Annotated in this window: 20 protein-coding genes; 8 read left to right on the plus strand and 12 right to left on the minus strand. The window is 74.9% G+C overall.

From position 1 onward, the window contains the following. Positions 1 to 68: 68 nt before the first annotated feature. Positions 69 to 1,097, minus strand: coding sequence for a LysR family transcriptional regulator (locus tag NX801_RS14675; protein ID WP_258788143.1), 1,029 nt, complete (start codon positions 1,095 to 1,097; stop codon positions 69 to 71). Positions 1,098 to 1,201: 104 nt separating this feature from the next. On the opposite strand from NX801_RS14675, the gene NX801_RS14680 reads away from it, so the two are divergent. Then, entirely contained in the window at positions 1,202 to 1,573 is a 372-nt protein-coding gene (locus tag NX801_RS14680) for a phage holin family protein (RefSeq protein WP_258788144.1), read from the plus strand. Between the two features lie 151 nt (positions 1,574 to 1,724). Here the strand turns inward: NX801_RS14680 and NX801_RS14685 are convergent, their stop codons facing one another. From NX801_RS14685 to NX801_RS14695, 3 genes are all read right to left on the minus strand, one after another. Then, a complete protein-coding gene (locus NX801_RS14685; RefSeq protein ID WP_258788145.1) occupies positions 1,725 to 2,705 on the minus strand; it encodes a TIGR03557 family F420-dependent LLM class oxidoreductase in 981 nt (326 codons plus the stop codon). Between the two features lie 217 nt (positions 2,706 to 2,922). Next, the gene (locus tag NX801_RS14690; RefSeq protein WP_258788146.1) at positions 2,923 to 3,762 is read right to left on the minus strand and encodes a metallophosphoesterase family protein; all 840 of its coding nucleotides are present in this window, start codon (positions 3,760 to 3,762) and stop codon (positions 2,923 to 2,925) included. 192 nt (positions 3,763 to 3,954) lie between these two features. Then, entirely contained in the window at positions 3,955 to 5,331 is a 1,377-nt protein-coding gene (locus NX801_RS14695; RefSeq protein ID WP_258788147.1) for an alkaline phosphatase, read from the minus strand. Positions 5,332 to 5,535: 204 nt separating this feature from the next. Between NX801_RS14695 and NX801_RS14700 the strand changes: the two genes are divergently transcribed. Then, positions 5,536 to 6,618 carry a sulfite oxidase gene (locus NX801_RS14700; protein ID WP_258788148.1) on the plus strand — a complete coding sequence of 361 codons (1,083 nt, stop codon included), beginning with the start codon at positions 5,536 to 5,538 and terminating at the stop codon, positions 6,616 to 6,618. Here the strand turns inward: NX801_RS14700 and NX801_RS14705 are convergent. Next, positions 6,596 to 7,654: an SMP-30/gluconolactonase/LRE family protein gene (locus NX801_RS14705; RefSeq protein ID WP_258788149.1), complete on the minus strand. Its 1,059-nt coding sequence runs from the start codon at positions 7,652 to 7,654 to the stop codon at positions 6,596 to 6,598. The two genes, NX801_RS14700 and NX801_RS14705, sit on opposite strands and share 23 nt — an antisense overlap. Before the next feature lie 76 nt (positions 7,655 to 7,730). Further along, positions 7,731 to 8,423, minus strand: coding sequence for a diguanylate cyclase (locus tag NX801_RS14710; RefSeq protein WP_258788150.1), 693 nt, complete (start codon positions 8,421 to 8,423; stop codon positions 7,731 to 7,733). Between the two features lie 221 nt (positions 8,424 to 8,644). Here NX801_RS14710 and NX801_RS14715 point away from each other — a divergent pair, with 221 nt between their 5' ends. From NX801_RS14715 to NX801_RS14735, 5 genes are all read left to right on the plus strand, one after another. Continuing rightward, a complete protein-coding gene (locus NX801_RS14715; protein WP_258788151.1) occupies positions 8,645 to 8,896 on the plus strand; it encodes a DUF5133 domain-containing protein in 252 nt (83 codons plus the stop codon). Positions 8,897 to 9,262: 366 nt separating this feature from the next. Then, complete coding sequence (locus tag NX801_RS14720; RefSeq protein WP_258788152.1) at positions 9,263 to 10,351, plus strand: acyl-CoA dehydrogenase family protein; 1,089 nt, start codon at positions 9,263 to 9,265, stop codon at positions 10,349 to 10,351. A gap of 35 nt (positions 10,352 to 10,386) precedes the next feature. Then, positions 10,387 to 11,157 carry a PIG-L deacetylase family protein gene (locus NX801_RS14725; protein WP_428986150.1) on the plus strand — a complete coding sequence of 257 codons (771 nt, stop codon included), beginning with the start codon at positions 10,387 to 10,389 and terminating at the stop codon, positions 11,155 to 11,157. Continuing rightward, positions 11,154 to 11,780, plus strand: a complete 627-nt coding sequence (locus tag NX801_RS14730; protein ID WP_258788153.1) for a class I SAM-dependent methyltransferase — start codon at positions 11,154 to 11,156, stop codon at positions 11,778 to 11,780. Before NX801_RS14725 ends, NX801_RS14730 begins: the two co-directional genes overlap by 4 nt. After that, positions 11,777 to 12,496, plus strand: coding sequence for a glycosyltransferase family 2 protein (locus NX801_RS14735; RefSeq protein WP_258788154.1), 720 nt, complete (start codon positions 11,777 to 11,779; stop codon positions 12,494 to 12,496). Before NX801_RS14730 ends, NX801_RS14735 begins: the two co-directional genes overlap by 4 nt. Positions 12,497 to 12,586: 90 nt before the next feature. Here the strand turns inward: NX801_RS14735 and NX801_RS14740 are convergent, their stop codons facing one another. The 5 genes from NX801_RS14740 to adhE all read right to left on the minus strand — a co-directional run bounded on the left by NX801_RS14740 (position 12,587) and on the right by adhE (position 20,285). After that, positions 12,587 to 13,237 carry a CBS domain-containing protein gene (locus NX801_RS14740; protein WP_258788155.1) on the minus strand — a complete coding sequence of 217 codons (651 nt, stop codon included), beginning with the start codon at positions 13,235 to 13,237 and terminating at the stop codon, positions 12,587 to 12,589. Positions 13,238 to 13,457: 220 nt separating this feature from the next. Further along, positions 13,458 to 13,994 carry a pyridoxamine 5'-phosphate oxidase family protein gene (locus NX801_RS14745; protein WP_258788156.1) on the minus strand — a complete coding sequence of 179 codons (537 nt, stop codon included), beginning with the start codon at positions 13,992 to 13,994 and terminating at the stop codon, positions 13,458 to 13,460. A gap of 306 nt (positions 13,995 to 14,300) precedes the next feature. Then, positions 14,301 to 15,098, minus strand: a complete 798-nt coding sequence (gene pflA / locus NX801_RS14750) for a pyruvate formate-lyase-activating protein (protein ID WP_258788157.1) — start codon at positions 15,096 to 15,098, stop codon at positions 14,301 to 14,303. Positions 15,099 to 15,223: 125 nt separating this feature from the next. Then, positions 15,224 to 17,479, minus strand: a complete 2,256-nt coding sequence (gene pflB, locus NX801_RS14755) for a formate C-acetyltransferase (protein WP_258788158.1) — start codon at positions 17,477 to 17,479, stop codon at positions 15,224 to 15,226. Between the two features lie 142 nt (positions 17,480 to 17,621). Then, a complete protein-coding gene (gene adhE / locus NX801_RS14760) occupies positions 17,622 to 20,285 on the minus strand; it encodes a bifunctional acetaldehyde-CoA/alcohol dehydrogenase (protein WP_258788159.1) in 2,664 nt (887 codons plus the stop codon). A gap of 482 nt (positions 20,286 to 20,767) precedes the next feature. On the opposite strand from adhE, the gene NX801_RS14765 reads away from it, so the two are divergent. Beyond that, positions 20,768 to 21,745, plus strand: a complete 978-nt coding sequence (locus tag NX801_RS14765; protein ID WP_258788160.1) for a universal stress protein — start codon at positions 20,768 to 20,770, stop codon at positions 21,743 to 21,745. Positions 21,746 to 22,051: 306 nt separating this feature from the next. On the opposite strand, the gene NX801_RS14770 is transcribed toward NX801_RS14765, so the two are convergent. Next, positions 22,052 to 22,849, minus strand: coding sequence for a sigma 54 modulation/S30EA ribosomal C-terminal domain-containing protein (locus tag NX801_RS14770; RefSeq protein WP_258788161.1), 798 nt, complete (start codon positions 22,847 to 22,849; stop codon positions 22,052 to 22,054). Positions 22,850 to 23,176: the final 327 nt, after the last annotated feature.

The raw sequence follows: 23,176 nt of genomic DNA on the forward strand, positions 1-23,176 counted from the left end.
GGCGCCTCCACTCTGCACCGGGGCGGATTCGGAAGTCCAACGGTTCTTTCTTCTCGAATTGAGAAGACTCAGCACTGAATCGATGTCTCGTCGTTCTCCCCGTTCTCCCCGTTCTCCCCGTTCTCCCCGCTCTCGCCGCTCCGGCCGTCCGCGCCGCTCTCACCGTCCGCACCGCTCACGCCGTCCTCGGCACCGGCACGGTTGCCGCCGCCGCTCCCGGGGACCAGCTCCAGAAAGGCGCCGAGCGCCGCCGAGGCGGCCGAGGAGGCCCGGGCCACCGCCGACACCTGCCACGGCCGCTCGGCCGGCCCGGCCAGGAGCGTCCCGGCCAGTCCCTCGGCCTGCGGCTTGCGGGCGACCGGCGCGGGCACCAGCGCCAGCCCGAGGTCCCGCCGGACCAGGTCGAGCAGGGTGTGCACATCGTTGACCGTGTACCGCACCCGGCGGTTCACCCCGTGCGCCGCGAATTCCCGTTCATTGACCTCCCGGGCTCCCCAGCCGAGGCCGAAGTCCACGAAGGCCAGCCCCTCCAGGTCGGCCCAGTGGACGTCCGGCCGGGTGGCGAGCGGATGGCCGGGGGCGCCGATCAGCACCAGCGGCTCCCGGGCGAGGGCATGCCGGCGCAGCCCGTCCGACGGCTGCCGGGTGCCGGCCCCGGCGACGAAGGCGATGTCCAGCCGGTCGTCCCGCAGCAGGTTCAGCAGCTCCGCGCTGGCCGCCTGCTCGAAGACGATGTCGATGCCCGGGTGGCGCCGGTGGAACCGCTCCAGCAGACGGGGAAGGTCCACCACGGCGAGACACTGCTCGCTGCCCAGCCGCAGCGAGCCCTGGAGCCCCGTCGCGGTGGCGGTCACCGCGTCCCGTCCGGCCACCGCGAGCTCCAGGATCTCCCGGGCCTTCGGCAGCAGCGCCAGCCCCGCGGACGACAGCCGGACGGTCCGGGTGGTGCGGTGGAACAGCTCCGGGCCCAGCTCCCGCTCCAGGCTGCGTATCGCCGCCGAGAGGCCGGACTGGGTGACCCGCAGCCGCTCCGCCGCGCGGGTGAAGCTCTTCTCCTCCGCGACGGCGACGAAGTACTCCATCTGCCGAAAGTCCATACCGCCATCCTCGGACATGCCCGGTCCCGCGCGGCCACGGGTGTCATGAGCGCCATGGGCGTCATGGGCGTCATGGGTGGCGGCAGGGCGGGTAGGCGGGCCTCATGCCGGAGTCGCCCCAGGATGTGATCGCCGTGGTAGTAGAGGAAGTGCAGAACGTACGCGAGGAGTTGGGTCTCACGGTGGCGGACGCCGTCACCGAGACGCGGAACGGAGTGTCGGCCATGGCCGCCGGCGGCGCCTGCGGGCTGCTCGCGATGCTGTCCGCGCACACCGTGCTCCAGGACCGGCTGGCGCGGGTGCTGCCCGAGCCCCTGGCCGCCGGGGCACTGAGTCTGGTGTACGCGGGCGGTGCCACCGCCCTCTTCCGGTACGGTCGGACCCGCTTCCGGCGCGCCCGGGAGGCGTCCCGGGAGACCGTGGAGCTGTCCCGGGAGACGGTGGAACGGGCCGTCGACGAACTGGCCCACGGCTGAGACGGCCGCAGCCGTCGGCGGCCCCGTACCGGAGTTCCACGCTCCGCTACGGGGCCGCCGGCCGTGTCACCGTACGCGCGGCCGGGAGCCGGTTCCGCCGGCCGCCCGGGCCGCCCCGGGTCCGGCCGCCCGGACATCCGCTCGCCCCCGGTCAGCCGCCGGCCGGGGCGGGCCGCAGCTCGCGCAGCCGCCCGTCCAGCTCACCCCGGTAGAAATCGATGAAGCCGTCCGGGTCCGGCCCCGCGTTCTGCATGACGAGCCGGTCGAAGCCCGCGTCCACGAAGCGCTGGGCGGCCTTCGCGTACCGCTCGGGGTCCGATCCGCACGTGAACTGCGCCAGGATGTCCTCCTGCCGCACGGTGGTGGTGGCCGCCGCGAAGTTGGCCGGGTTGGGAAGCTCGCTCATCACCTTCCAGCCGGTCACCGCCCAGCGTGAGGTCTCCAGGGCGGCCCGGGCGGCGGTCTCCTCGTCGGGCGCCCAGGCCAGCGGGACCTCGGCGTACCGGGGGCCGGAACCGCCGGCCTCCTGGTAGTGCCGGACCAGCTCCGGCCGGTCCTCGGTGGCGAAGAGTCCGTCGCCGAGTTCGGCGGCCAGCCGCGCCGCCCGCTTGCCGCCCGCCGCCACGGCGATCACCGGCGGCGTCTCCGGCAGGTCGAAGACCCGGGCGTCGTCGAGCCGGAGGTGCTTGCCCTCGTACGACTGATAGCCGCCGCGCCACAGCAGCCGGATGATCTCCAACGCCTCGCGCAGCAGCTCCTGGCGGGTGCTGACGGCATCCGGGAACCCGGTGCCGACCACATGTTCGTTGAGTCGTTCGCCCGAGCCGACGCCCAGGGTGAAGCGGCCGTCGGAGACCAGCGCCAGCGTGGCTGCCGCCTGGGCGATGATGGCCGGGTGGTAGCGCACGGTCGGGCAGGTGACACCGGTCGCCAGGCCGATCCGCTCGGTCTTGGCCGCGATGGCCCCGAGCACCGTCCAGGCGAACGGCGAGTGCCCCTGGTTGTCCAGCCAGGGGTGATAGTGATCGCTGATCTCCACGAAGTCGAACCCGGCGCGCTCCGCCAGTACCGCCTGGCGCACCAGTTCCGCCGGTCCGAATGCCTCGGCGGCCAGTTTGTACCCGATCTGCATCTGAGCGTCGCCCCCTCGCGTGGTTCTGTCGGTCGGATGCCTGCGAACAGGTACCACCGGGGGACGCCCTTGTAACCGCTCCGGCGCACATGGCCCGACACGGCCCACGGCGCCGGACCGCACACCGGTGCACCGGAAGCCCGTGCGATCGAGCCGGAACGCCGGCCGGCGGCGCCGGACCGCGGCGGCCCGGCCGCCGACCGCGTGCCCTCGTGCCCTACGGGCGTGGCAGGATCCGGCGGGCGAGGTCGTCGCGGAGTCCGAACCGGCGCCACTCCCTGGGGTAGCCCAGCGACACCTCCTCGAACGGCACCCCGTCGTACACCGTGCTCCGGGGGATGTGCAGATGCCCGTAGACCACGGCCCGCACCCCGAACCGGGTGTGCCAGTCGGCCGTGCGGGTCGTCCCGCACCACTGGGCGAACTCCTGGTAGGTCATCACCCGGGTCGGTTCCCGCACCAGCGGCCAGTGGTTGACCAGCACCAGGGGCAGCTCGCCCGCCACCGCCGCCAGCCGCCGCTCGGTCTCCTCGACCCGCGCGGCGCACCACTCCTGGCGGCTGGGGTACGGATCCGGGTGCAGGAAGTACTCGTCGGTGCAGACGACCCCGGCCGCGTACGCCTTCTCCAGCGACTCCTCGACGGTGGACGTGCCGGGGGCGAGGAAGCTGTAGTCGTAGAGCAGGAACAGCGGCGCGATCCGTACCGGGCCGCCCTCCCCGTCCCACACCGGGTACGGGTCCTCCGGGGTGAGCACGCCCAACCGGCGGCAGAGGGCGACGAGTTCCTCGTACCGCCGGACTCCGCGGTGCGGGCTGGTCTCCTGCTTCACCGTCCACAGCTCATGGTTGCCGGGCACCCAGATCACCTGGGCGAACCGGTCCCGCAGCACGGTGAGGGCCCACTCGATGTCCGCCATGAGTTCGCCGACGTCCCCGGCGACGATCAGCCAGTCGTCCGGCGACTCCGGCCGCAGCCGCTCCACGACCGCGCGATTCTCCGCGTAGCCGATGTGCAGATCGCTGATCGCGCGCAGTGCTCCCGGTGTCCCCGCCATCCGGCCAGCGTAATGGATGGGGCCCGCGTCCGGCCGGGGCGGCCGTACCGTGCCCCGGCGGGGGCCGGACACCCGCGCCGGTCCCGCCCGGCACGCACCGGCCGGCCGGGCGCCCGGGAGCGGGAGCGCACCGGCCGGCCGGGCGGTGGTGGGCGGGGCGCACCGGTCGGCGCGCCCCGCCCCGGCGGTTGGTCAGCGCAGACGGAGGGCCGTCCGGACGGTGGTGAACAGGTCGGTCTGGTTGGTGACTCCGAGGACCCGGAACGCCTGCGGGCCCTGGGCGGCGATCCGGACCTGAGTACCGGTGTGCTCCTGGGACTTGCCCGGGGTGTTGGTCGAGTAGTTGACCTTGAGCTGCTGGCCCTCGTCGGTCACCAGGGTGGCGGAGAGGCCGGGCGGGGTGGCCTCCAGCGGCACGATCTGGCTGGTGTGCCCGTGGTCGGCGGTGGTGACGACCAGGGTGTCGGGGTGCTTGGCGGCGTAGTCCCGTGCCACCTTCACCGCGCGGTCGAAGGCGGCGGTCTCCCCGATCTGGCCGCACGGGTCGGCCGCGTGGTCCTGCTTGTCGATCGAGGCGCCCTCGATCTGGAGGAAGAAGCCCTTGCCCCGGCCGGAGTGCTTCTGCTTCGCCTCAAGGAGCTGGATCGCCTTGGTGGCGGAGTCCGCGAGGCTCGGAGTGGTCGCCGGGCGGGCCGGGTTGGACGTCACACAGCGCTGCGGGGCCGTGCCGCCGACGGCGGCGGGCTTCCCGGTCCACTCGACGGGTACGTTGCCGGGGGCGAGCAGCCCGAGCACGGGGGTGCCCGGCCGGGCGGCCCGCAGCGAGGCGGTGTCGGTGACCACCTGGTAGCCGAGCTTCCGCGCCTGCTCGGTCACGGTGATGCCCTTGTACCGGCCCTGGGCGATCCGCTGGTCGAAGCGCTGCTTGCCGCCGCCGATGAGGACGTCCGCCCTCTGGTTGACCGACTGCTCCGCGATGGAGCCGGGACCGCCCTGGGCGATGGTGTCGGACGGGCACTTGGCCATGTCGGCGGGGCCCTGGCAGGACCGGTCGGTGACGTGCGAGGCGAGGACGGCGGGGGTGGCGTCGGTGAGTTCGGCGGTGGTGACGCTGCCGGTGGCGTAACCGCCCTTCCGGGCCAGTTCGAGCAGGGTGGGCACGGCCTTGTTGGTGCCCGCCGTCTTGGAGATGCGGCCGTTGACGGTCTTGTGGCCGGTGGCCCAGCCGGTGCCGCTGGCGGCCGAGTCGGTCACATAGTCCGGCGTCCCGTCCTCGTGCACCGCGTAGGTGGTGTAGGCCCCGGTGAGCGGGAACTTGTCCATGTTCAGCCGGCCGTCGGCGCCCACCGTGTAGTCACGGGCCAGGGTGATCTCCGAGTCGCCCATGCCGTCGCCGATCAGCAGGATGACGTTCTTCGCCTTGCCGCCCTGGACGGCGCGCTCGGCCCGCTGCTCGGGGCCGGAGGCGCCGGCGGTGGTGGTGGCGACGGCGACCGTGGCCAGGGTGGCCGCGGTGGCGGCGGCCAGGGAGGTGGCGACGACGAGACGGCGACGGGACGGCTTGCGCATGCGGGTGACTCCTAGAGGTGCCCGGTCGGGCGGAGGCGGTGTGCCAACGGGCTCAGATCACCAGGCGACGGTGAACCGGAGGTGACAGGCCGACGTTGCCCCCGCAGCCGGTGCATGACACATGGAGTACGCACGTAACACCTTGGCATACCGGAATGTCCGGAGGGACCGCGACGAAGGGCGGCGACCGGGTACTCACCACGCATGAACACATGGGACAAGGTGCCCGGCATGGTGGTGCACGAGCGGGAGCCGTACAACGCCGAACCACCCGGCGCGGCGCTCGCCGGACGGCCGCTGACCCCGGTCGCCGCCTTCTACAGCCGCAACCACGGACCGGTGCCGGACCTCGCGCCCGAGCGCTGGCGGCTCCGGGTCGACGGCCTGGTCGAACGGCCCCTGGAACTCTCCCTCGACGACCTGCGGCGGTGCTTCGGGCAGACCGAGGTGACCGCCACCCTCCAGTGCGCCGGGAACCGCAGAACCGGCCTCGCGGCGGTACGGGACATCCCCGGCGAGCACCCCTGGGGCGCGGGTGCCGTCTCCACCGCCCGCTGGAGCGGGGTGCGGCTGGCCGAGGTGCTGGCCGAGGCCGGCCCGCGCCCGGAGGCCGCGCACATCGCCTTCTCCGCCCCGGACGTCTCCGAGGTGGCCGCTCCACCGGAGACCTACGGCGGTTCCGTTCCGCTGGACAAGGCCCGCAGCCCGGAGGTGCTGCTCGCCCACACCATGGACGGCCGGCCGCTGCCCCGGGTCCACGGGGCTCCGCTGCGGGTGGTGGTGCCGGGCTGGATCGGTGCCCGCAGTGTCAAATGGCTGACCCGGGTCACCGTCTCGGACCGGCCGTCGGACAACTACTTCCAGGCCACCGCCTACCGGATGCTGCCCGCCGGGGCCGAGCCCGGTCCGGGCGAGGGCGTGCCGCTGGGCCCGCTGGCGGTCAACTGCGCCGTCCTCACACCCGGCGACGGCGACCGGCCACCGTCCGGACCCGTCCCGGTGGCGGGTTACGCGCTGGCGGGCGAGGGCCGCACCGTCGCCCGGGTGGAGGTCTCGGCCGACGGCGGCGAGAGCTGGACGCGGGCCGAGACGGACCCGGCCGCGAGCCCCTGGGCCTGGCAGCACTGGCGTACCACCGTGGAACTCCCGCCGGGAGAGACGGAGCTGATCGCACGGGCGTACGACTCCGCCGGTGCGGCCATGCCCGAGTCCCCGGCCGCCGTGTGGAACCCCAAGGGTTACGCCAACAACTCCTGGTCCCGGGTCAGGGTCCGCTGTCGGGGCTGACCCCGTCCGCCGCGCGCGCCGCCGGCTGTGTCGCGGCCTCGGCGTTCTCGGTGACCTCGGTGACCTCGGCGTTCTCCGTGTCTTCAGGGTTCCCCGGGCCCCCCGGGTTCCCCGTGCCTCCCGCGTCCTCCAGTACGGCGAGGTGACTCCCCAGCAGGCTGCCGAGACAGAGGCGCCCCCCGAGGGGACAGACGCTGGTGGTCATCCGGAACCGACCGGCCGGCCGCCGTACGTCGCGCACCACCCGGCCGGTCGCATCCACCGCGACGGCCCAGGCGCTGGGGCGCGGCCGGGGCAGCGCCCGGGTGGGCAGCACGCCCAGCGCCCGCCGCAGGCCCGGCCGGCTCCGGTGGAGGAAGTCCACCAGCGGGTCGCGCGGCCCGGCCAGCGCCGCCCAGACCAGCCCGTCCGGCCCGGCGGTCAGATTGTCCGGAAAGCCGGGCAGCTGGTCGGCCAGGGGCTCGGCGCGGCCGGAGCGGGGACCGGTGAGCCAGAGCCGGGTGAGCCGGTAGGCACCCGACTCGGCGACGACGGCGTACGACTCGTCGGGGGCGAGCACCACCCCGTTGGCGAAGTGGAGCCCGGACAGCAGCGTCTCCGGGCGCTCGCCGGGACGCCACCGGATCAGCCGCCCGGTGCCGCTGTGTTCGAGGATGTCCCACGGCCAGTGCGGCAGCGCGTACCGGGCGCTGGAGTCGGTCAGATACACCGTGCCGTCCCGGGCGACCGTCACATTGCTGCACAGCCGCAGGGGCCGGCCGTCCGCCCGGGTCAGCGCGGTCCGCGCCGTGCCCGACCGGAGGTCCACCGTGAGCAGCCCCCGCTCGGCGTCGCACACCAGCAGCGTCCCGTCCGGTGCGAACGCCATGCCCATCGGCCGGCCGCCCGTCCTGGCGAGCGCGGACACCCGGCCGGTCACCGGGGCCACCCGCAGCACCCGGCCGTCCGCGACCCCGGTCAGCAGCCCGCCCCGCCCGTCCGCGAGCACATGCTCGGGCCCCTCTCCGCCGATCGGGAGCAGCCGCAGCGACGGCACCGGACCCGGGCCGACGGGGATCCGGGCACGCGGCGGGAACGGCGGCGGCTGCCAGCGGACGGGGCGCGGCGGGGGCCTACGCCGCCGCATGGGCGGCGGTGCCGTCCGCCGCCGCCGCCGCGTCGGCCGGCGGTTGCGGCCGCCGGGCCCGGACACAGCGCCACATCTCCTCCGCGTACGGCAGTACGACGAACAGCCCGACCCCGGCGGCCACCGCGCCCAGATAGGGGGCGGGCAGCGGCCGGTCCTTGGGCACCAGCCGCCAGTCGTCCGGGCGCCGGTGGGCGCGCGAGAAGCCGGCCCGCACCCGGTCCCAGTGCAGACACGCGGTGAACGCGGCGGCGGTGAGCGGCAGCACCTCCAGGAAGCTGTGGATGTGCTGCTCCACCGGCCGTACCTCGCGCTCCTCCACGGCCATGGACACGTCCCACAGCGCGGTGGCGCCATGGGCCAGGGCGGCGCCGCCCATCAGGGAGAGGACCAGCGGATTCACCTTGGCGGTCAGGGCCGCCACCACCGGGACACCCGCCTCGGTCATCATCAGCGCGTGCACCGCCGACTCCCGGACCCCGGTGGTGTGTTCGATACCGGTGCGCCGGTGCATGATCCAGTCGGCTACCGCCGGGACGAACCAGAGCGGCAGCACGCCGTACATCAGGAACCGGCGGCTGGCGTTCTCCACGTCGTCTGCGCCCGCCGGCACCCGCAGCGGCGGGCCGGACCGCCAGTGGCGCCAGCGGGACAGGGTGGTGCGGCGGCGGATGCGCATGGGCTCCCCTTCTCGGCTTTCCCGGCGGCGGTGTCCCGGCGGGCGGGGCCGCCGTCCGCCCTGGTGGCGGGCGGTGGGGTGGCGGCCCGGAAGACGGGCCGACGGGTGCCCCGGGGGCCGGTGCCGAAACCCGTGTGTATGGCAGGCATGTTCTCCCCGATCCCGGGAAGACGCATGAGGACCGGCTCTGTCCGCCGGCTGCCTGCCGAAGGGTTGTCTCCGTGCCGCTGTCCGATCCCCGCCAGCTCCGGCTCCTGCTCGCCCGGTACGCGGACCTGCGCATCGCCCAGGTGCGCGGGGAGCGCCGCCGCCCGGGCGACCTGGAGGAACTGGTCGCCACCCTCTGCGCGGTCACCGGCACCGCGCACATCGACGAGGCGGTGGCCGCGGCCGACGCCCTGCTGGCCGAGACCGGCCGGCCCGCCCGCCGGGCCCGCACCGCGCCGGGCGCCGCCCCGCTGCTGGCGGCCTGACTTCACGCTCCCGGCACCCGGCGGTGGTCCCGGCGGCCCGACCGCCCGGCACGCTTCTTCCGTCCGCTCCCCGGCGCACCGGGCAGGCGGCTGCGGGCTGCCCGGCCGGACCGGCGCGCGGGGGCGGCCCCACCGCGAGGCCCCACTTCCGCGCTGCCCGCCTCCCGGGTTCGCCGGGCAGGTGGCCGAAGGGACGGACGCCAGGTGTACGGCGGTGATCCGGGGGCACCGGGATGCGCGGGTCACCCCGCGAGGCGAGAGTGGGGAACGGGCCGGGTGCCGCGTCGGCGCCCACCCGTCCGCCGTCGGCGCGCGACCCGTACACCAGGAGCATTCCGGGCGAGGCCCGGGCGAGGAGCGCCGTCGATGCACGAACTGACCCTGCCGCCGTTGAGCGACGCACCCGATCCGGGTGCCGCCGGCGGGCCCGACGCCGTGTCCGTCCGGCGCGCGGCCGCCGCCGGCTTCGTCCGGTACGCCGACGCCCTGGCGGCCGGGGCGGCCGACTGCCCGCTGCCCGGGAGCGGGCGCACCCCGGCGCGGTTCGACGCGCTGGCCGGGGTGGCGCGGGAGGACCTGTGCGCGGCCCGGCTGGTGGAGGGCCACCTCGACGCCGCCGCGATCCTGGCCGAACTGGGTGGCGAGCCGGTACGGCCCGGCGAGTACTGGGGTGTCTGGGCCGCCGAGCCACCCGGTTCCGGCCTCACCGCCACCCGCACCCCGGACGGCTGGGTGCTCGACGGCCTCAAGCAGTACTGCTCCGGCGCGCACACCTGCACCCACGCCCTGGTCACCGCGCGCGCCGAGGACGGGCGGCGGCTCTTCGCCGTACGCACCGGCATACCCGGCACACCCGGCGGGGACGGGCACGGCGCGGACCGGACGGAAGGGCCCGGCTGCCGGCCGGTGCCCGGGACCTGGCCGGCCGTCGGCATGGCCGGCAGCGACAGCCCGGACGTCCGCTTCACCCGGGTGCCCGCCGTGCCGGTCGGCGGGGTGGAGGAGTATCTGACCCGGCCCGGCTTCCACCACGGCGGTGTGGGCGTGGCCGCCTGCTGGTACGGCGGGGCGCGGGCCGTCGCCCGGGTGCTCTTCGAACGGGCCGGGCGGCGCCCCGATCCGTACACCGACGCCCACGCCGGAGCGGTCGATCTGCGGCTGCACACCGCCGGTACGGTGCTCCGCCGGGCGGCCGAGGAGATCGACGCCGACCCGCTCGACACCACCGGAACCGCCGCGCTCCGCGCCCTGCGGGTGCGGGCCCTGGTGGCCGAGGTCTGCACCGGGGTGCTGGACGAGGTGGGCCGGGCCACCGGCGCCGGGCCGCTCTGCCACGACGAGCGGCACGCCCGGGCCGCCGCCGACCTCGCCGTCTATGTGCGCCAGCACCACGCGGAGCGGGACCTCGCCACACTGGGCGGGCTGGTCGCGCGCGCTGGCGGGGCCGGCCGGTGACCGCGACCCAGAGCCCGGGCGCCGGGGCGGACACCGTGGCGAGCACCGGGCCGGAGACCGATGGGTACGCCGACCCGATCCAGGCGCCCGGCACCGACGAGGAGCGCTGGCGCCGGTGGGACGGCTGGGCCCGGCTCCCGGAGTGTGAACTGCCGGGCGAGGGGCGGGTCGTGGTGGTGGCCGCCCACCCGGACGACGAGGTGCTGGGCATGGGCGGCACCCTCGCCCGGCTGGTGGCGGCCGGACTCACGGTGACCGTGGTGTCGGTCACCGACGGCGAGGGCTCCCACCCCGGCTCCACCCGGCTGGCACCGGACCGCCTCGCCGAGCTGCGCGCCCGCGAACTGCGGGAGGCGCTGGGCGAGTTGGGCGCGGAGAAAGCCGAAGTGGTCCGGCTCGGGCTGCCCGACACCGGAGTGGCCGCCCATGAGGACTGGCTCACCGAGGAGTTGGCGGCGCTGCTGCCGGACGCGGCGCTCTGCCTGGCGCCCTGGACCGGGGATGTGCACGGCGACCACGAGGCGGCCGGACGCGCGGCGGTGGCCGCCGCCCGGGAGGCGTCGGTGCGGTGTCTGCTCTATCCGGTGTGGCTCTGGCACTGGGCCCGGCCGGACGACCCCCGGGTGCCCTGGGAGCGGGCCGCCCGGCTGCCCCTGCCGCCCGGGGCCCTGGCCCGCAAGCGCGCCGCCGTCGGCCGGTTCGCCAGCCAGATCCGGCCGCTCGGCCCCGCCCCCGAGGACGCCGCCGTGCTGCCGCCCGGGGAACTGGCCCACCATCTGCGCGACTGGGAGGTGGTGTTCGGATGAACCGGCCGCCCACCCCCGACGCCTACTTCGACGGAATGTACCGGGACGCCGAGGACCCCTGGCGGCTCGCCGAGCGCTGGTACGAGCGGCGCAAGTACGACCTGACCGTCGCCGCGCTGCCGCTGCCCCGCTACCGCCGGGCCTTCGAACCGGGCTGCTCGGTCGGTGAGCTCACCCGCCGGCTCGCCGCCCGCTGCGACACCGTGCTCGCCTGCGACCGGGTGGAGTCGGCGGTGGAGACCACCCGCCGCCGCACCGACGGACTGCCCGGGGTGACGGTGCGCCGGCTGCGGATCCCGGAGGAGTGGCCGGAGGGCACCTTCGATCTGATCGTCCTCTCCGAACTCCTCTACTACCTGGACGACTCCGCGCTCGACACGCTGCTGGACCGGACGGTGGCGGCGCTGGAACCGGGCGGCACGCTGGTCACCGTCCACTGGGACCACCCGGTGGACGAGCACCTGACCACCGGCACCGGAATCGCCCGGCGCCTCGACGGCCGGCCCGGCCTGGACCTGCTGGTGGACCACCGGGAGGAGGACTTCGTCCTCCAGGTCCACCGGCGGCCGGGCCCGGACGGCCGCCGGGCTCCCGGGGTCGCCGCCCGAGAGGGACTGGTGTGATCCCGGAGGCCGTCGCCGTCGTCGTACCGGCCCACGACGAGGAGGCGCTGCTGCCCGCCGCGCTGGCCGCGCTCGCGACCGCCGCCGCCCACCCGGAGCTGGCAGGCATCCCGGTGCGGACCGTGGTGGTGGCGGACGCCTGCCGGGACCGTACGGCGGCGCTCGCCCGGGAGGCCGGGGCCCTGGTCCTCGTCACCGACTGCCGCAATCCGGGCCGGGCCCGGGCGGCCGGCGTCCGGTACGCCCTGGACCGGTTCGCCGGCGAGGCGGCCGGGGACCCGGGGGCCGTCTGGCTCACCACCACGGACGCCGACAGCGTCGTACCGTCCCGCTGGCTCGCGTACCAGCTCGCCCGGGCCCGGGACGGCTGGCAGGCGGTGGTCGGCACCGTCGTCCTGCCGGTGGCCTCCCCGCTCGCGGAGCCGCACCGGGCGCTCTACGAGGCGACCCGGCCCGCCGACGGCACGGTCTGGCACCACCCGCATGTGCACGGCGCCAACCTGGGCGTCCGGGCCGCCGCCTATCTGGACGTGGGCGGCTTCCCGCCGCTCGCCACCGGGGAGGACCGGGCCCTGGTGGAGGCGCTGGACCGCCGGGGCCACCGGGTGCTGCGCACGGCCGGCTGCCCGGTCCTCACCTCGCCCCGGCTGCGCGCCCGGGCCCGGGACGGCTTCGGCGCCTATCTCTCCGCCATGCCCGACCCGGCCGGCGCCTGACGTCCGGCGGGACGGCCGGCGCCCGAGCGGGGCCGGCCGTCCCGCCGGACAGGAGCGGGAGCGGCGGTGGGTGCGGCGCGGGAGCGGGGCTCAGGGGCCCGGCCGGCCGGCGCCAGGGGTGCTGACCACCCCGGTGACACCGTCGATCCGCCAGAGCGAACGGAGCAGCGTGGTGGCGTCCCGGCCCGCGCGTCCGCCGCCGGCCAGGGTGACCAGACCGTCCCGGACGGCCACGGTCAGCTCCCCGGGCCGCAGCCCCGGCGCGTGCGCGCGGACCTCGGCGCAGACCTCGTCCCGGATCTCCTCGTCGGTCCGCAGGAAGACCCGCAGCAGATCCCGGCGGGTGGTGATGCCGATCAGCCGGTCCTCCGCGTCCACCACCGGCAGCCGGTCGATCCGGCGGCGCTCCATCACCCGGGCCGCGTCCCGCACCCGCTGCTCGGGGTGGACGGTGACGGCCGGCGAGGTCATCAGCTCCCGGGCGACCACCGCGCGGGCGCGACCGGCCGGACCGGCGGTGCCCCGGGCCACATCGGTACGGGACACCACCCCGACGACCCGGTCCTCGGCGTCCAGCACCGGTACCCCGGTGATCCGGTGGCCGGCGAGCAACCCCGCCACCTCTTCGGCGGGTGTGTCGGGTCGTACGCGGACGACCTCCCGGGTCATCATCTCGCCCACCGTGCGGTCGCGCGGGGCGCCCGGGAGCTGAGCGGACGGAGGGGGTGCGGACAGGGCCATGACGGTGCTCTCCTCCGGGCGGCCGGTGGGTCGGTGTTCGGTGCGAGGACCACGGACGGCGAGTGCCGCCGTATGTCCAGACTCGCGTGCCACCGGGGCGGACGGGAGGTCCGGACGGGGACGGGGCGGAGGGCTGAACGTCCCCGCCGGCCGGGCACTCCGGACCGCCTCCGGCCGGGCATCCGGACCGCCACCGACCCGGCGACCGACCGGCCGGCTGTCACCCGGCGCCGGTGTCCAGGGCGAGCGCCACCGGCGGTACGGGGGCGGCGCCCAGGGGCCGGGGCTCGGTTCCGGCGGCGTCCAGCCGGAAGCCGGTCACCAGGTCCGGCCGGATGCGCAGCGCGGCGGTCATCGGCCGGTCCACCCAGGGGCGCAGCAGCGCCGAGTAGCGCTCCAGCTCCCGGGGGTCGTCCACCCGCCGGACGTAACCGGTGACCATCACGCTCCAGCCGAGGTGGGTCAGCGGGTCGATGCAGTCGGCCTCGTAGGCCACCACGGTGCCGGGGGTGTCACCGGGCGCGCCGAGCGAGGCCAGAGTGGCCCCGTCGTGCACCCGGATCACCACGTCCGTGCCGTCCAGCACATGGTTGACCGGGCGCACGGCGGGCAGCGCGTGCTCGGTGAAGACCACCCGGCCCAGCGAGACGCTGCCCAGCAGCCACAGGGCCTCGGCGCGATTCAGCGGGCTCATCCGGCGCGGTGCGACGGCCTCGGGGGCCGGGGCCACCGGCCGGGCGGTAAGACGCTTGTCCATGGTCACAGGTCACACCGGTCGCTTCCGCCTCGGTCGTCCTTCGGTTGGTGCGGCGCCCGGCCGGTCCGCCGGGCCGCCGTGCGGGGCGTCACGGGGCGTCCGTCGGTGCGGCTCCGCCGGCCGGTCCGGCGGGCGGGAGAGGGTCGTACGACCCGACTCCCCTCAGATGTTCGATCTTCGTACAAGCTCATCAGGTGGAGCCGGGTCGACGCGAGGACCACAGGTCCCGCCCCCAGGGCCGAAGGTCCCGGCCGTCCGGCCGGGCCGCTCGTCCGGCTCAGCGGCCGGGGCCCGGGCCGCCGGGGATCAGACCGCACGGAGCCCGTGCCCGGCGAAGACCGCCCGGGCCGCCGTCGTCTCCGCCTCCGTCGGCACGGGGGTGTGGCGGAGAGGGAAACGCTTGCCCAGCGCCTCCCACTTGGCGGCGCCCAGCCGGTGGAACGGCAGGATGTCCACCTGCTCCACATTGCCGAGCGAGGCGGCGAAGGCCGCGACGCCCGCCACGTTCTCCGGGGCGTCGGTCAGCCCCGGGACGAGCACGAACCGCACCCGGACGGTGGTGCCCCGGTCGGCCAGCCGCCGCGCGAAGTCCAGGGTCGGCGCCAGATCCTGGCCGGTCAGCCGGCGGTAGAGCTCCCGGTTCCAGGACTTGATGTCCAGCAGGACGAGATCGGTGTCGGCGAGCAGCGCGTCGGTGGCCCGGGCGCCGAGGAAGCCGGAGGTGTCCAGGGCGGTGTGGAAGCCCAGTTCGTGCTTGAACCGGTGCAGCAGCTCGCCCGCGAAGACCGGCTGGAGCAGTGGCTCGCCCCCGCTGAGGGTGGCGCCGCCACCGGAGGCGGCGATGAAGGTCCGGTACTTCGCCGCCTCCGCCACCAGGGTGTCGGCGGAGGTGCGCCGCCCGGCCCGCATCCGCATGGTGTCCGGGTTGTGGCAGTAGAGGCAGCGCAGCGGGCAGCCGGCCAGAAAGGCGACGAACCGGGTGCCGGGACCGTCCACTCCGGTCGACAGGTCCCAGGAGTGCAGGCTTCCGTTGGCGGGCCGCCGGGTCGCGGCGGCCGCCGTGGTCACGGCGCCGGACGGGGGACGAAGAGGGGCGGCGTCCATGGGGACCTCCGACGGGATGCGGGACGGCGGGGCGGGTGGAGAAGCGGGGAATGGAGGGGCGGGCGCGTGGTGCTCGGGTGAGGGGTCGGCCCCGCGCGCCCGCCCCGGTCGGTGGGGCGGTGGCCTCAGAGCGCGTGGTGGAAGGTGCGGTTCACCACGTCGAGCTGCTGCTCGCGGGTGAGCCGGACGAAGTTGACCGCGTACCCGGAGACCCGGATCGTCAGCTGCGGGTACTTCTCCGGGTGGTCCATGGCGTCCAGCAGGGTCCGCCGGTCCAGCACATTGACGTTCATGTGGAACCCGCCGCTCGCGGTATAGCCGTCCAGGACGCCCGCCAGATTGCCGATCCGCTCCTCCCGGGTCCGGCCCAGGCCCTCCGGGGTCACCGTGCTGGTCAGCGAGATGCCGTCCTCGGCGTCGGCGTACGGCAGTTTGGCCACCGAGAGCGCCGCCGCCACATAGCCGTGAGTGTCCCGGCCGTTCATCGGGTTGGCACCCGGCGAGAACGGCTCCCCGGCGCGGCGGCCGTCCGGAGTGGCACCGGTCTTCCGCCCGTACACCACATTGGAGGTGATGGTCAGCACCGACTGGGTGTGCTCGGCGTTCCGGTACGTGGGGTGCTTGCGCACCTTCCGCATGAACTCCTCGACCAGCCGCACCGCTATCGCGTCGGCCCGGTCGTCGTTGTTGCCGTACGCCGGGTAGTCGCCGTCCACGGTGTAGCCGGTGACCAGTCCGGTGGCGTCCCGGTCCACCGTGACCCGGGCGTACTTGATGGCGGAGAGCGAGTCGGCCGCCACCGCGAGACCGGCGATCCCGCACGCCATGGTGCGCCGCACGTCCCGGTCGTGCAGGGCCATCTCCAGCCGCTCATAGGCGTACTTGTCGTGCATGAAGTGGATGACGTTCAGCGCGTGGACATAGACCCCGGCCAGCCAGTCGAGCTGGGCGTCGAACTTGGCCGCCACCTCGTCGTGGTCAAGCACGTCCCCGGTGACCGCGCCGGTGTCCGGGCCCACCTGGGCGCCGCTCTTCTCGTCCCGGCCGCCGTTGATCGCGTACAGCAGCGCCTTGGCGACATTGACCCGCGCGCCGAAGAACTGCATCTGCTTGCCGACCGGCATCGCGGAGACGCAGCAGGCGATGGCGGTGTCGTCGCCGAACCGGGGGCGCAGCAGCTCGTCCGACTCGTACTGCACCGAGGAGGTGTCGATCGACACCCGGGCGCAGAACTCCTTGAAGCCGCGCGGCAGTCCGGGCGACCAGAGCACCGTCATGTTCGGCTCGGGCGCCGGGCCCAGGTTGTAGAGCGTCTGGAGGTAGCGGAACGAGGTGCGGGTGACCAGCGGCCGGCCGTCCGTGCCGATCCCGGCCAGCGACTCCGTCACCCAGGTGGGGTCGCCGGAGAACAGCTCGTCGTACTCGGGGGTGCGCAGAAAGCGCACGATCCGCAGCTTGATGACGAAGTCGTCGATCAGCTCCTGGGCGTGCTCCTCGGTGAGCCGCCCGGCCGCGAGGTCCCGCTGGAGGTAGATGTCGAGGAACGTGGAGGTGCGGCCCAGCGACATGGCGGCGCCGTTCTGCTCCTTCACCGCGGCCAGATAGGCGAAGTAGAGCCACTGCACCGCCTCCCGGCCGGTGCGCGCCGGACCGGAGATGTCATGGCCGTACGAGGCGGCCATCCGCTTGAGCTCGTCCAGCGCCCGCAGCTGTTCGGCCAGCTCCTCCCGCAGCCGGATCGTCTCCTCCGGCGAACGCCCGACCGCCGCGGGGGCGTTCAGCTCCTCCTTCTCGGCCCGCTTGGCCTCGATCAGCCGGTCCACGCCGTACAGCGCCACCCGCCGGTAGTCCCCGATGATCCGACCGCGCCCGTAGGCGTCCGGCAGCCCGGTGACGATGCCCGCCTTGCGGGCCGCCCGGATCTCGGGCGTATAGGCGTCGAAGACACCGGCGTTGTGCGTCTTGCGGTACTCGGTGAACACCTTCTCCAGCTCGGCGGAGACCGGATAGCCGTACGTCTCCAGGGCGCCGGCCACCATCCGCCAGCCGCCGTACGGCATGATCGCCCGCTTCAGCGGGGCGTCGGTCTGGAGCCCCACGATCAGCTCCCGGGCCCGGTCGAGGTACCCGGGGGCGTGCGCGGTGATCGAGGACGGCACGTCGTACGCGATGTCGTACACGCCCTTCGCCCGCTCCTCGGCGAACGCGCCGGCCAGCCCGTCCCAGAGCGCGGTGGTGCGCTCGGTCGGCCCGGCGAGGAAGGCCGCGTCCCCCTCGTACGGGGTGTAGTTGCGCTGGATGAAGTCACGGACGTCGACGGTGTCGCACCAGGGGCCTTCGGCGAAGCCGTGCCAGGCGGCGGTGGGGGCGGGGGAGTTCATGGCGGTCGCCTTCTTCCGGGCGGGGCGGGGGAATGGGGCGGAGGGGGCGGGGCCGGAGGGGAGTGACGGCCCCGGCGGGCGGGCCGGAGGGAGCGGTCCGGAGACGACGCGGGAGGACCGGACCGCTCCCTCCGGCGGCTCATCAGGCCCGGACGCCGTAGTACGCCTGGCGCATCAGCTGCTCCATGTCGGCCAGCATCGGCATCCGGGGGTTGGCCGGGGCGCACTGGTCCTCGTAGGCGTTGAGGGTCTGCCGGGGCAGCTCCAGGATGAACGCCTCCTCGTCCACCCCCGCCTCCTTGAACGAGGACGGGATGCCGACCCGGTCGCGCAGTTCCTCCACGGCGATGGCCAGCGACTCCACCCCCTCCTCGGGTGTGGCGGCCGGCAGCCCGAGGATCTTGGCGATCTCCTGGTAGCGCTCCGGGGCCGTGTAGGCGGTGTACTTGGGCCAGCCGGTCACCTTGGCCGGCGCCGATCCGTTGTAGCGGATCACATGCGGCAGCAGCAGCGCGTTGGTGCGGCCGTGCGCGACGTGGAAGGTGGCGCCCAGGGTGTGCGCCATGGCGTGCACCATGCCCAGGAAGGCCGAGCCGAACGCCATGCCGGCGATGGTTCCGGCGTTGTGCATCTTCTCCCGGGCGACCGGTTGGCGGGGGCCGTCCGCGACCGCCCGCTCCAGGTTCTCGAAGATCAGCCGGATCCCCTGGAGCGCCAGCCCGTCGGTGAAGTCATTGGCGTAGACCGAGACATAGGTCTCGATGCAGTGGGTCAGCGCGTCGAACCCGGAGTCGGCGGTGACCTCCTTGGGGAGGTTCGTGGTGAGCGCCGGGTCGCAGATGGCCACACTCGGCGTCAGCGCGTAGTCCGCCAGCGGGTACTTCTGACCGGTGGCGGTGTCGGTGATCACCGCGAACGGGGTCACCTCGCTGCCCGTGCCCGAGGTGGTCGGCACACACACCAGGTCGGCCCTGGCACCCAGGTCGGGGAAGGTGAAGGCGCGCTTGCGGATGTCGAAGAACTTCTCCTTCAGGTCCGCGAACTCGACCTCCGGGTGCTCATAGAGCAGCCACATCACCTTGGCCGCGTCCATCGGGGAGCCGCCGCCCAGCGCCACGATGGTGTCCGGGCGGAACTCCCGCATCAGATCGGCGCCGCGGCGCACGGTGTCGATGCTCGGGTTGGGCTCCACGAAGTCCACCACCCGCACCTCGGGCGGCTCCGGGCGCCGGCCCAGCAGGGTCCGCACCCGCTCCAGATGGCCGATCTCCACCATGGTCCGGTCGGTGACCACCACCACCCGGCGGCAGCCGCGCATGTCGGTGAGGTAGCGCAGCGAGTTCCGCTCGAAGAAGATCTTCGGCGGCACCTTGAACCACTGCATGTTGTTGTTGCGCCGTCCGATCCGCTTGATGTTCACCAGGTTGAGCGCCGAGACGTTCCCGGAGACCGAGTTGTGCCCGTAAGAGCCGCAGCCCAGCGTGAGCGAGGGGAGGAAGGCGTTGTAGACGTCCCCGATGCCGCCCTGCGAGGAGGGCGAGTTCCACAGCACCCGGCACGCCTTGACCGCGTGGCCGAACTCCTCGGCGAACGCCGCGTCCTCGGTGTGCACGGCGGCCGAGTGGCCGAGCCCGTTGAACTCCACCATCCGCTGGGCCAGTCGCACCCCGTCGGCGCGGTCGCGGGCCGGCAGCACGGCCAGCACCGGGCAGAGCTTCTCCCGGGTCAGCGGCTCCGCCTCCCCGACCGAACCGGTCTCCACCAGGATGACCGAGGTGTCGCCGGGCACCGTGAAGCCGGCCTCCCGGGCGATGGCCTGGGCGCTCCGCCCCACCACCGAGGCGTTGAGCTTCGCCCCGGCGCAGTCCGTGCCCTCACCGACACCGAAGAGATACCGCTCCAGCAGGGCTTTCTCCTCGGCGGTGGCCAGATACGCCTTCAGCTTCGCGAACTCCGCCAGCACCGCCGGACGGAGCTCGTCGTCGACGATCACCGCCTGCTCAGAGGCGCAGATCATGCCGTTGTCGAAGGACTTGGAGAGCACGATGTCATTGACCGCGCGCCGCACGTCGGCCGTCCGCTCGATGTACGCCGGCACATTGCCCGCGCCGACCCCGAGGGCCGGCTTGCCGCACGAGTACGCCGCCCGGACCATCGCGTTGCCGCCGGTGGCCAGGATGGTGGCCACGTCCGGGTGGTTCATCAGCGCCCCGGTGGCCGCGAGCGACGGCTCCTCGATCCACTGCACACAGTGCTCGGGCGCGCCCGCCGCCACCGCCGCGTCCCGCACGGTCCGGGCGGCCTCCGCCGAGCAGCGCTGGGCGGAGGGGTGGAAGGCGAAGACGATCGGATTGCGCGTCTTGAGCGCCAGCAGGCACTTGAAGATGACCGTGGAGGTCGGGTTGGTGACCGGGGTGACCCCGGCGACCACACCCACCGGCTCCGCGATCTCCGTGATGCCGTCGATCTCGTCCCGCCGGATCACCCCGACGGTCTTGGTCCCGGCCATGGAGTGGGTGACGTTCTCGCAGGCGAAGACGTTCTTGACCGCCTTGTCCTCGAAGACGCCCCGGCCGGTCTCCTCCACCGCCAGCAGCGCCAGCGCGGTGTGCCGGGCCAGCGCGGCCAGCGACGCCTTCTTCACGATGTGGTCCACCCGCTCCTGGGTGAAGACCGCGTCGTCGGAGAACTCCCGGAGGGCGCCGGTGGCGGCGGAGACCAGGGCGCCGACGGCGCGCGCCGCCTCCTCCTCCGGGGGGACGCCCCCGGCCGGTGCCGCTTCCCTGTCCTTCGGACGGCGAGCCATGGCTCTCCACCTTTCCCTCATGGCGCGGTGTCGGTGTCTCTCTCGGTCTCTCGTCTTGCGAGACCTCTCGCGCTCCGCCTCCAGCTTCGGTGCGGCGCGGGGCGCCACCCCGCAGCGAACGGGCCATGCCGGGGGGCCGGGCGGCCCGTACCCGGCGCCCGCTCCGGGGCCGAAGGTCCCGGCGGGGACCCCGGGGCCCGGCCGACGGCGTCCGACCGGGACGTACGGCCCCCGGCCCTGGCCCGCCCGGCCCGGGACGGGGACGCGCCGCCGCACCCACAGTGAGTACACCCGGCCAACCCGACCTGGCCGGCCCACGACCGGGCCGGCCCACCGGGCACGGCAGCCGCCGGCCGGGCGACCCCGCCGGACGGACCGACCCGCGCCGCCGTCCGTCCGGTACGGGTCCCGGCACTTCCGCCCGTGTCCCGCGCCGGTCCCTGTCCCTGTCTGATTCCGCCACCTCCCCCAAGGAGTCCCTCATGTCACGCACCGTCGTCGTCGGACTGGACGGCTCGGCCGCCTCGCTGGCCGCCGTCGAGTGGGCCGCCCGGGAGGCGGAGGCGCGGGACCTGCCGCTGCGGCTGGTCCACGCGACGGAGGACTGGGCCGCGCCGTACGGCCAGACCTCCCTGGAACGCACCTATGACCCGACCCACTGGGCCGAGCGGATCACCCGGGAGGCCGCGGAGGGCGTGAGCGAGCGTCACCCCGGGGTCAAGGTCGAGGTGGAACGGGTGGCGGGCCGGGCCTTCGGCGTGCTGATGGACGAGGCCAAGGACGCCGCGCTGCTGGTCCTCGGCTCCCGCCGGCTCACCGCCTTCACCGGCTTCCTGACCGGCTCGGTCTCCATGTCGGTGCTCGCCCACGCGGTGTGCCCGGTCGTCCTGGTCCGGGCCGCCGCGCCGGTGCCCGTACCGGCCGCCGCGCCCGCCGCCCGGGCCGCCGCGCTCACCGCCGCCGACGGGACGGCGGCCGACCGGTCCGGGGCGCCCGCCACCCGGTCCGGCGCGGCCGGGGAGGCCGGACCCGAGGGCGAGGTCGTCCTCGGAGTGGACCTGAGCAAGCCGTGCGACGACGTGATCGCGTACGCCTTCGGCGCGGCCGCCCTGCGCGGCGCGGCGCTGCGGGTGGTGTACGGCTGGAGCATGCCGCCGGTCTTCGGTTACGACCCCGCCGCCCTGGACCCGGCCCACGCCGGCGACCTGGCCGCCCGGCACGCCGTCCAGCTGCGGCGGGTGCTGGGGCCCTGGCGCCGGGCCCATCCGGAGGTCACCGTGATCGAGCAGTGCGTGGTGGGCGCGCCCGCCGAGCACCTGGCCGAGGCGGCGGTGGGCGCCTCCCTGGTGGTGCTCGGGCGCCGGATCCGCCGCTCCGCCTTCGGCCTCCGGATCGGCCCGGTCACCCATGCCGTGCTCCACCACGCGGCGCCGCCGGTGGTCGTCGTCCCGCACGACTGAGCGGGCGGCGCGCGGGCCGGATCGTATGGCACCGGCGGGGTCCGTACGGTACGAACCAGGGGCCGGGGCCGGGGAGTCGCTCTCCCGGCCCCGGCCCCCGGTCTGTCGCGGTTCGTTGCCTGCCGGATGCCGGATGCCGGATGCCGGATGCCGGATGCCGGCTCCGGCGACGGAGGTTCACCGGCTCCGCGCCGGAGGGGCGGGACGCGGACCGTGTGCCCCGCGTCCCGCCCCTCCGGTGTGTCGTCGGCCGGTGTGCCGGCCCCTCCGGTGCGACGGTGGACGGTCCGGTTCCCCGGCCGCCGCTCAGGCCGCCGGGGTGATGAGGCCGTAGTGGCCGTCGTAACGGTGGTAGAGGACGCAGCCCCGCCCGCTCCCGGTGTCCGCGAAGAACACGAACGGCACCCCGCCCAGCTCCAGGCGCTCGGCCGCCTGCCCCACACTCAGCACCGGAGCGGGCAGTGTGCTGAGCGTCAACCCCGGCGCCGTACGCGGCAGATACCCGGGGCCGCCGGTCGCGGTGAGCCGCGGCCGACCGGTTCCGGGGTCCCGGAAGACCATGCTGTCCCGGCCGGAGCTCTCCTCGGTGAAGAGGAAGAAGTCGTAGTCGAGCACATCCAGGTCGACCAGTGCCTCACCGGCCGTCTGCCGGGGCAGCCCGAAGGACTTGTGCCGGACGATCCGGCGCTCCTCGGCCGGTACGTGGTAGCGGTGCGGCCGGTGCGCGGACCGCTCGGCCACGGCGCGAAACGCCGCCCGCTCATGGGCCGTCCCCTGCCGGGCCGCCCGGTCGTGGCGGCGGGCGCGGGCGAGCCGGGTGCGCAGCCGGTCCCGCAGCAGGTCGACGGCCTCGAACATGGTGTCCGCCGCGACATGGGCCCGTACCGGACGACCGTTGACATCGACCGTGACCCGGGCGGTGGCCGGGCGCGGCGCGGGCGCGGGCGCCTGGGTGAGCTTGATCCGCACGGAGAGCACCGGGGTGGTCAGGTGGTCCAGCACGGCCAGCACCTTCTGCCGGGCGTAACGGGCCGCGCCCCGGGGGACCTTGCCGTGCGCCTCCAGCTGGACGTCCACGGCCTGCGGGGTGATGAGACGGTTCATCGGGGAACCTCCTTGGTCACCGTCGATCCTGGTCCCGCCCGCGCGGGCCCGCCCAGAGCCGCCCGGCCCGGTACCCCCGCCTCCGGTCCCGGCCGCCCGTCCGTACACCGGGCCGGTCGGCCGGCACCCCGGGACCTGCGGAGGGATGACGGCGCCCGCCGCGTGTGCCCGCCGGTCACGGAGCCGTGTCCGTCCCCGTCTACGGGTGGCCGAAAACCGTGCCAGGGCCGAAGGGCCCCGCCTGGGCGCCGCCACGGGTCCCTACCGGCCGGTACCGGGCGGCCGTGGCCCCGGGACCTTCGCGGGCCGGTCCGGGGGCGGTGGGGT

Origin of the sequence: Streptomyces pyxinae, assembly GCF_024756275.1 — a bacterium.
In the GTDB taxonomy this organism is placed as follows: Bacteria; Actinomycetota; Actinomycetes; order Streptomycetales; family Streptomycetaceae; genus Streptomyces; species Streptomyces pyxinae.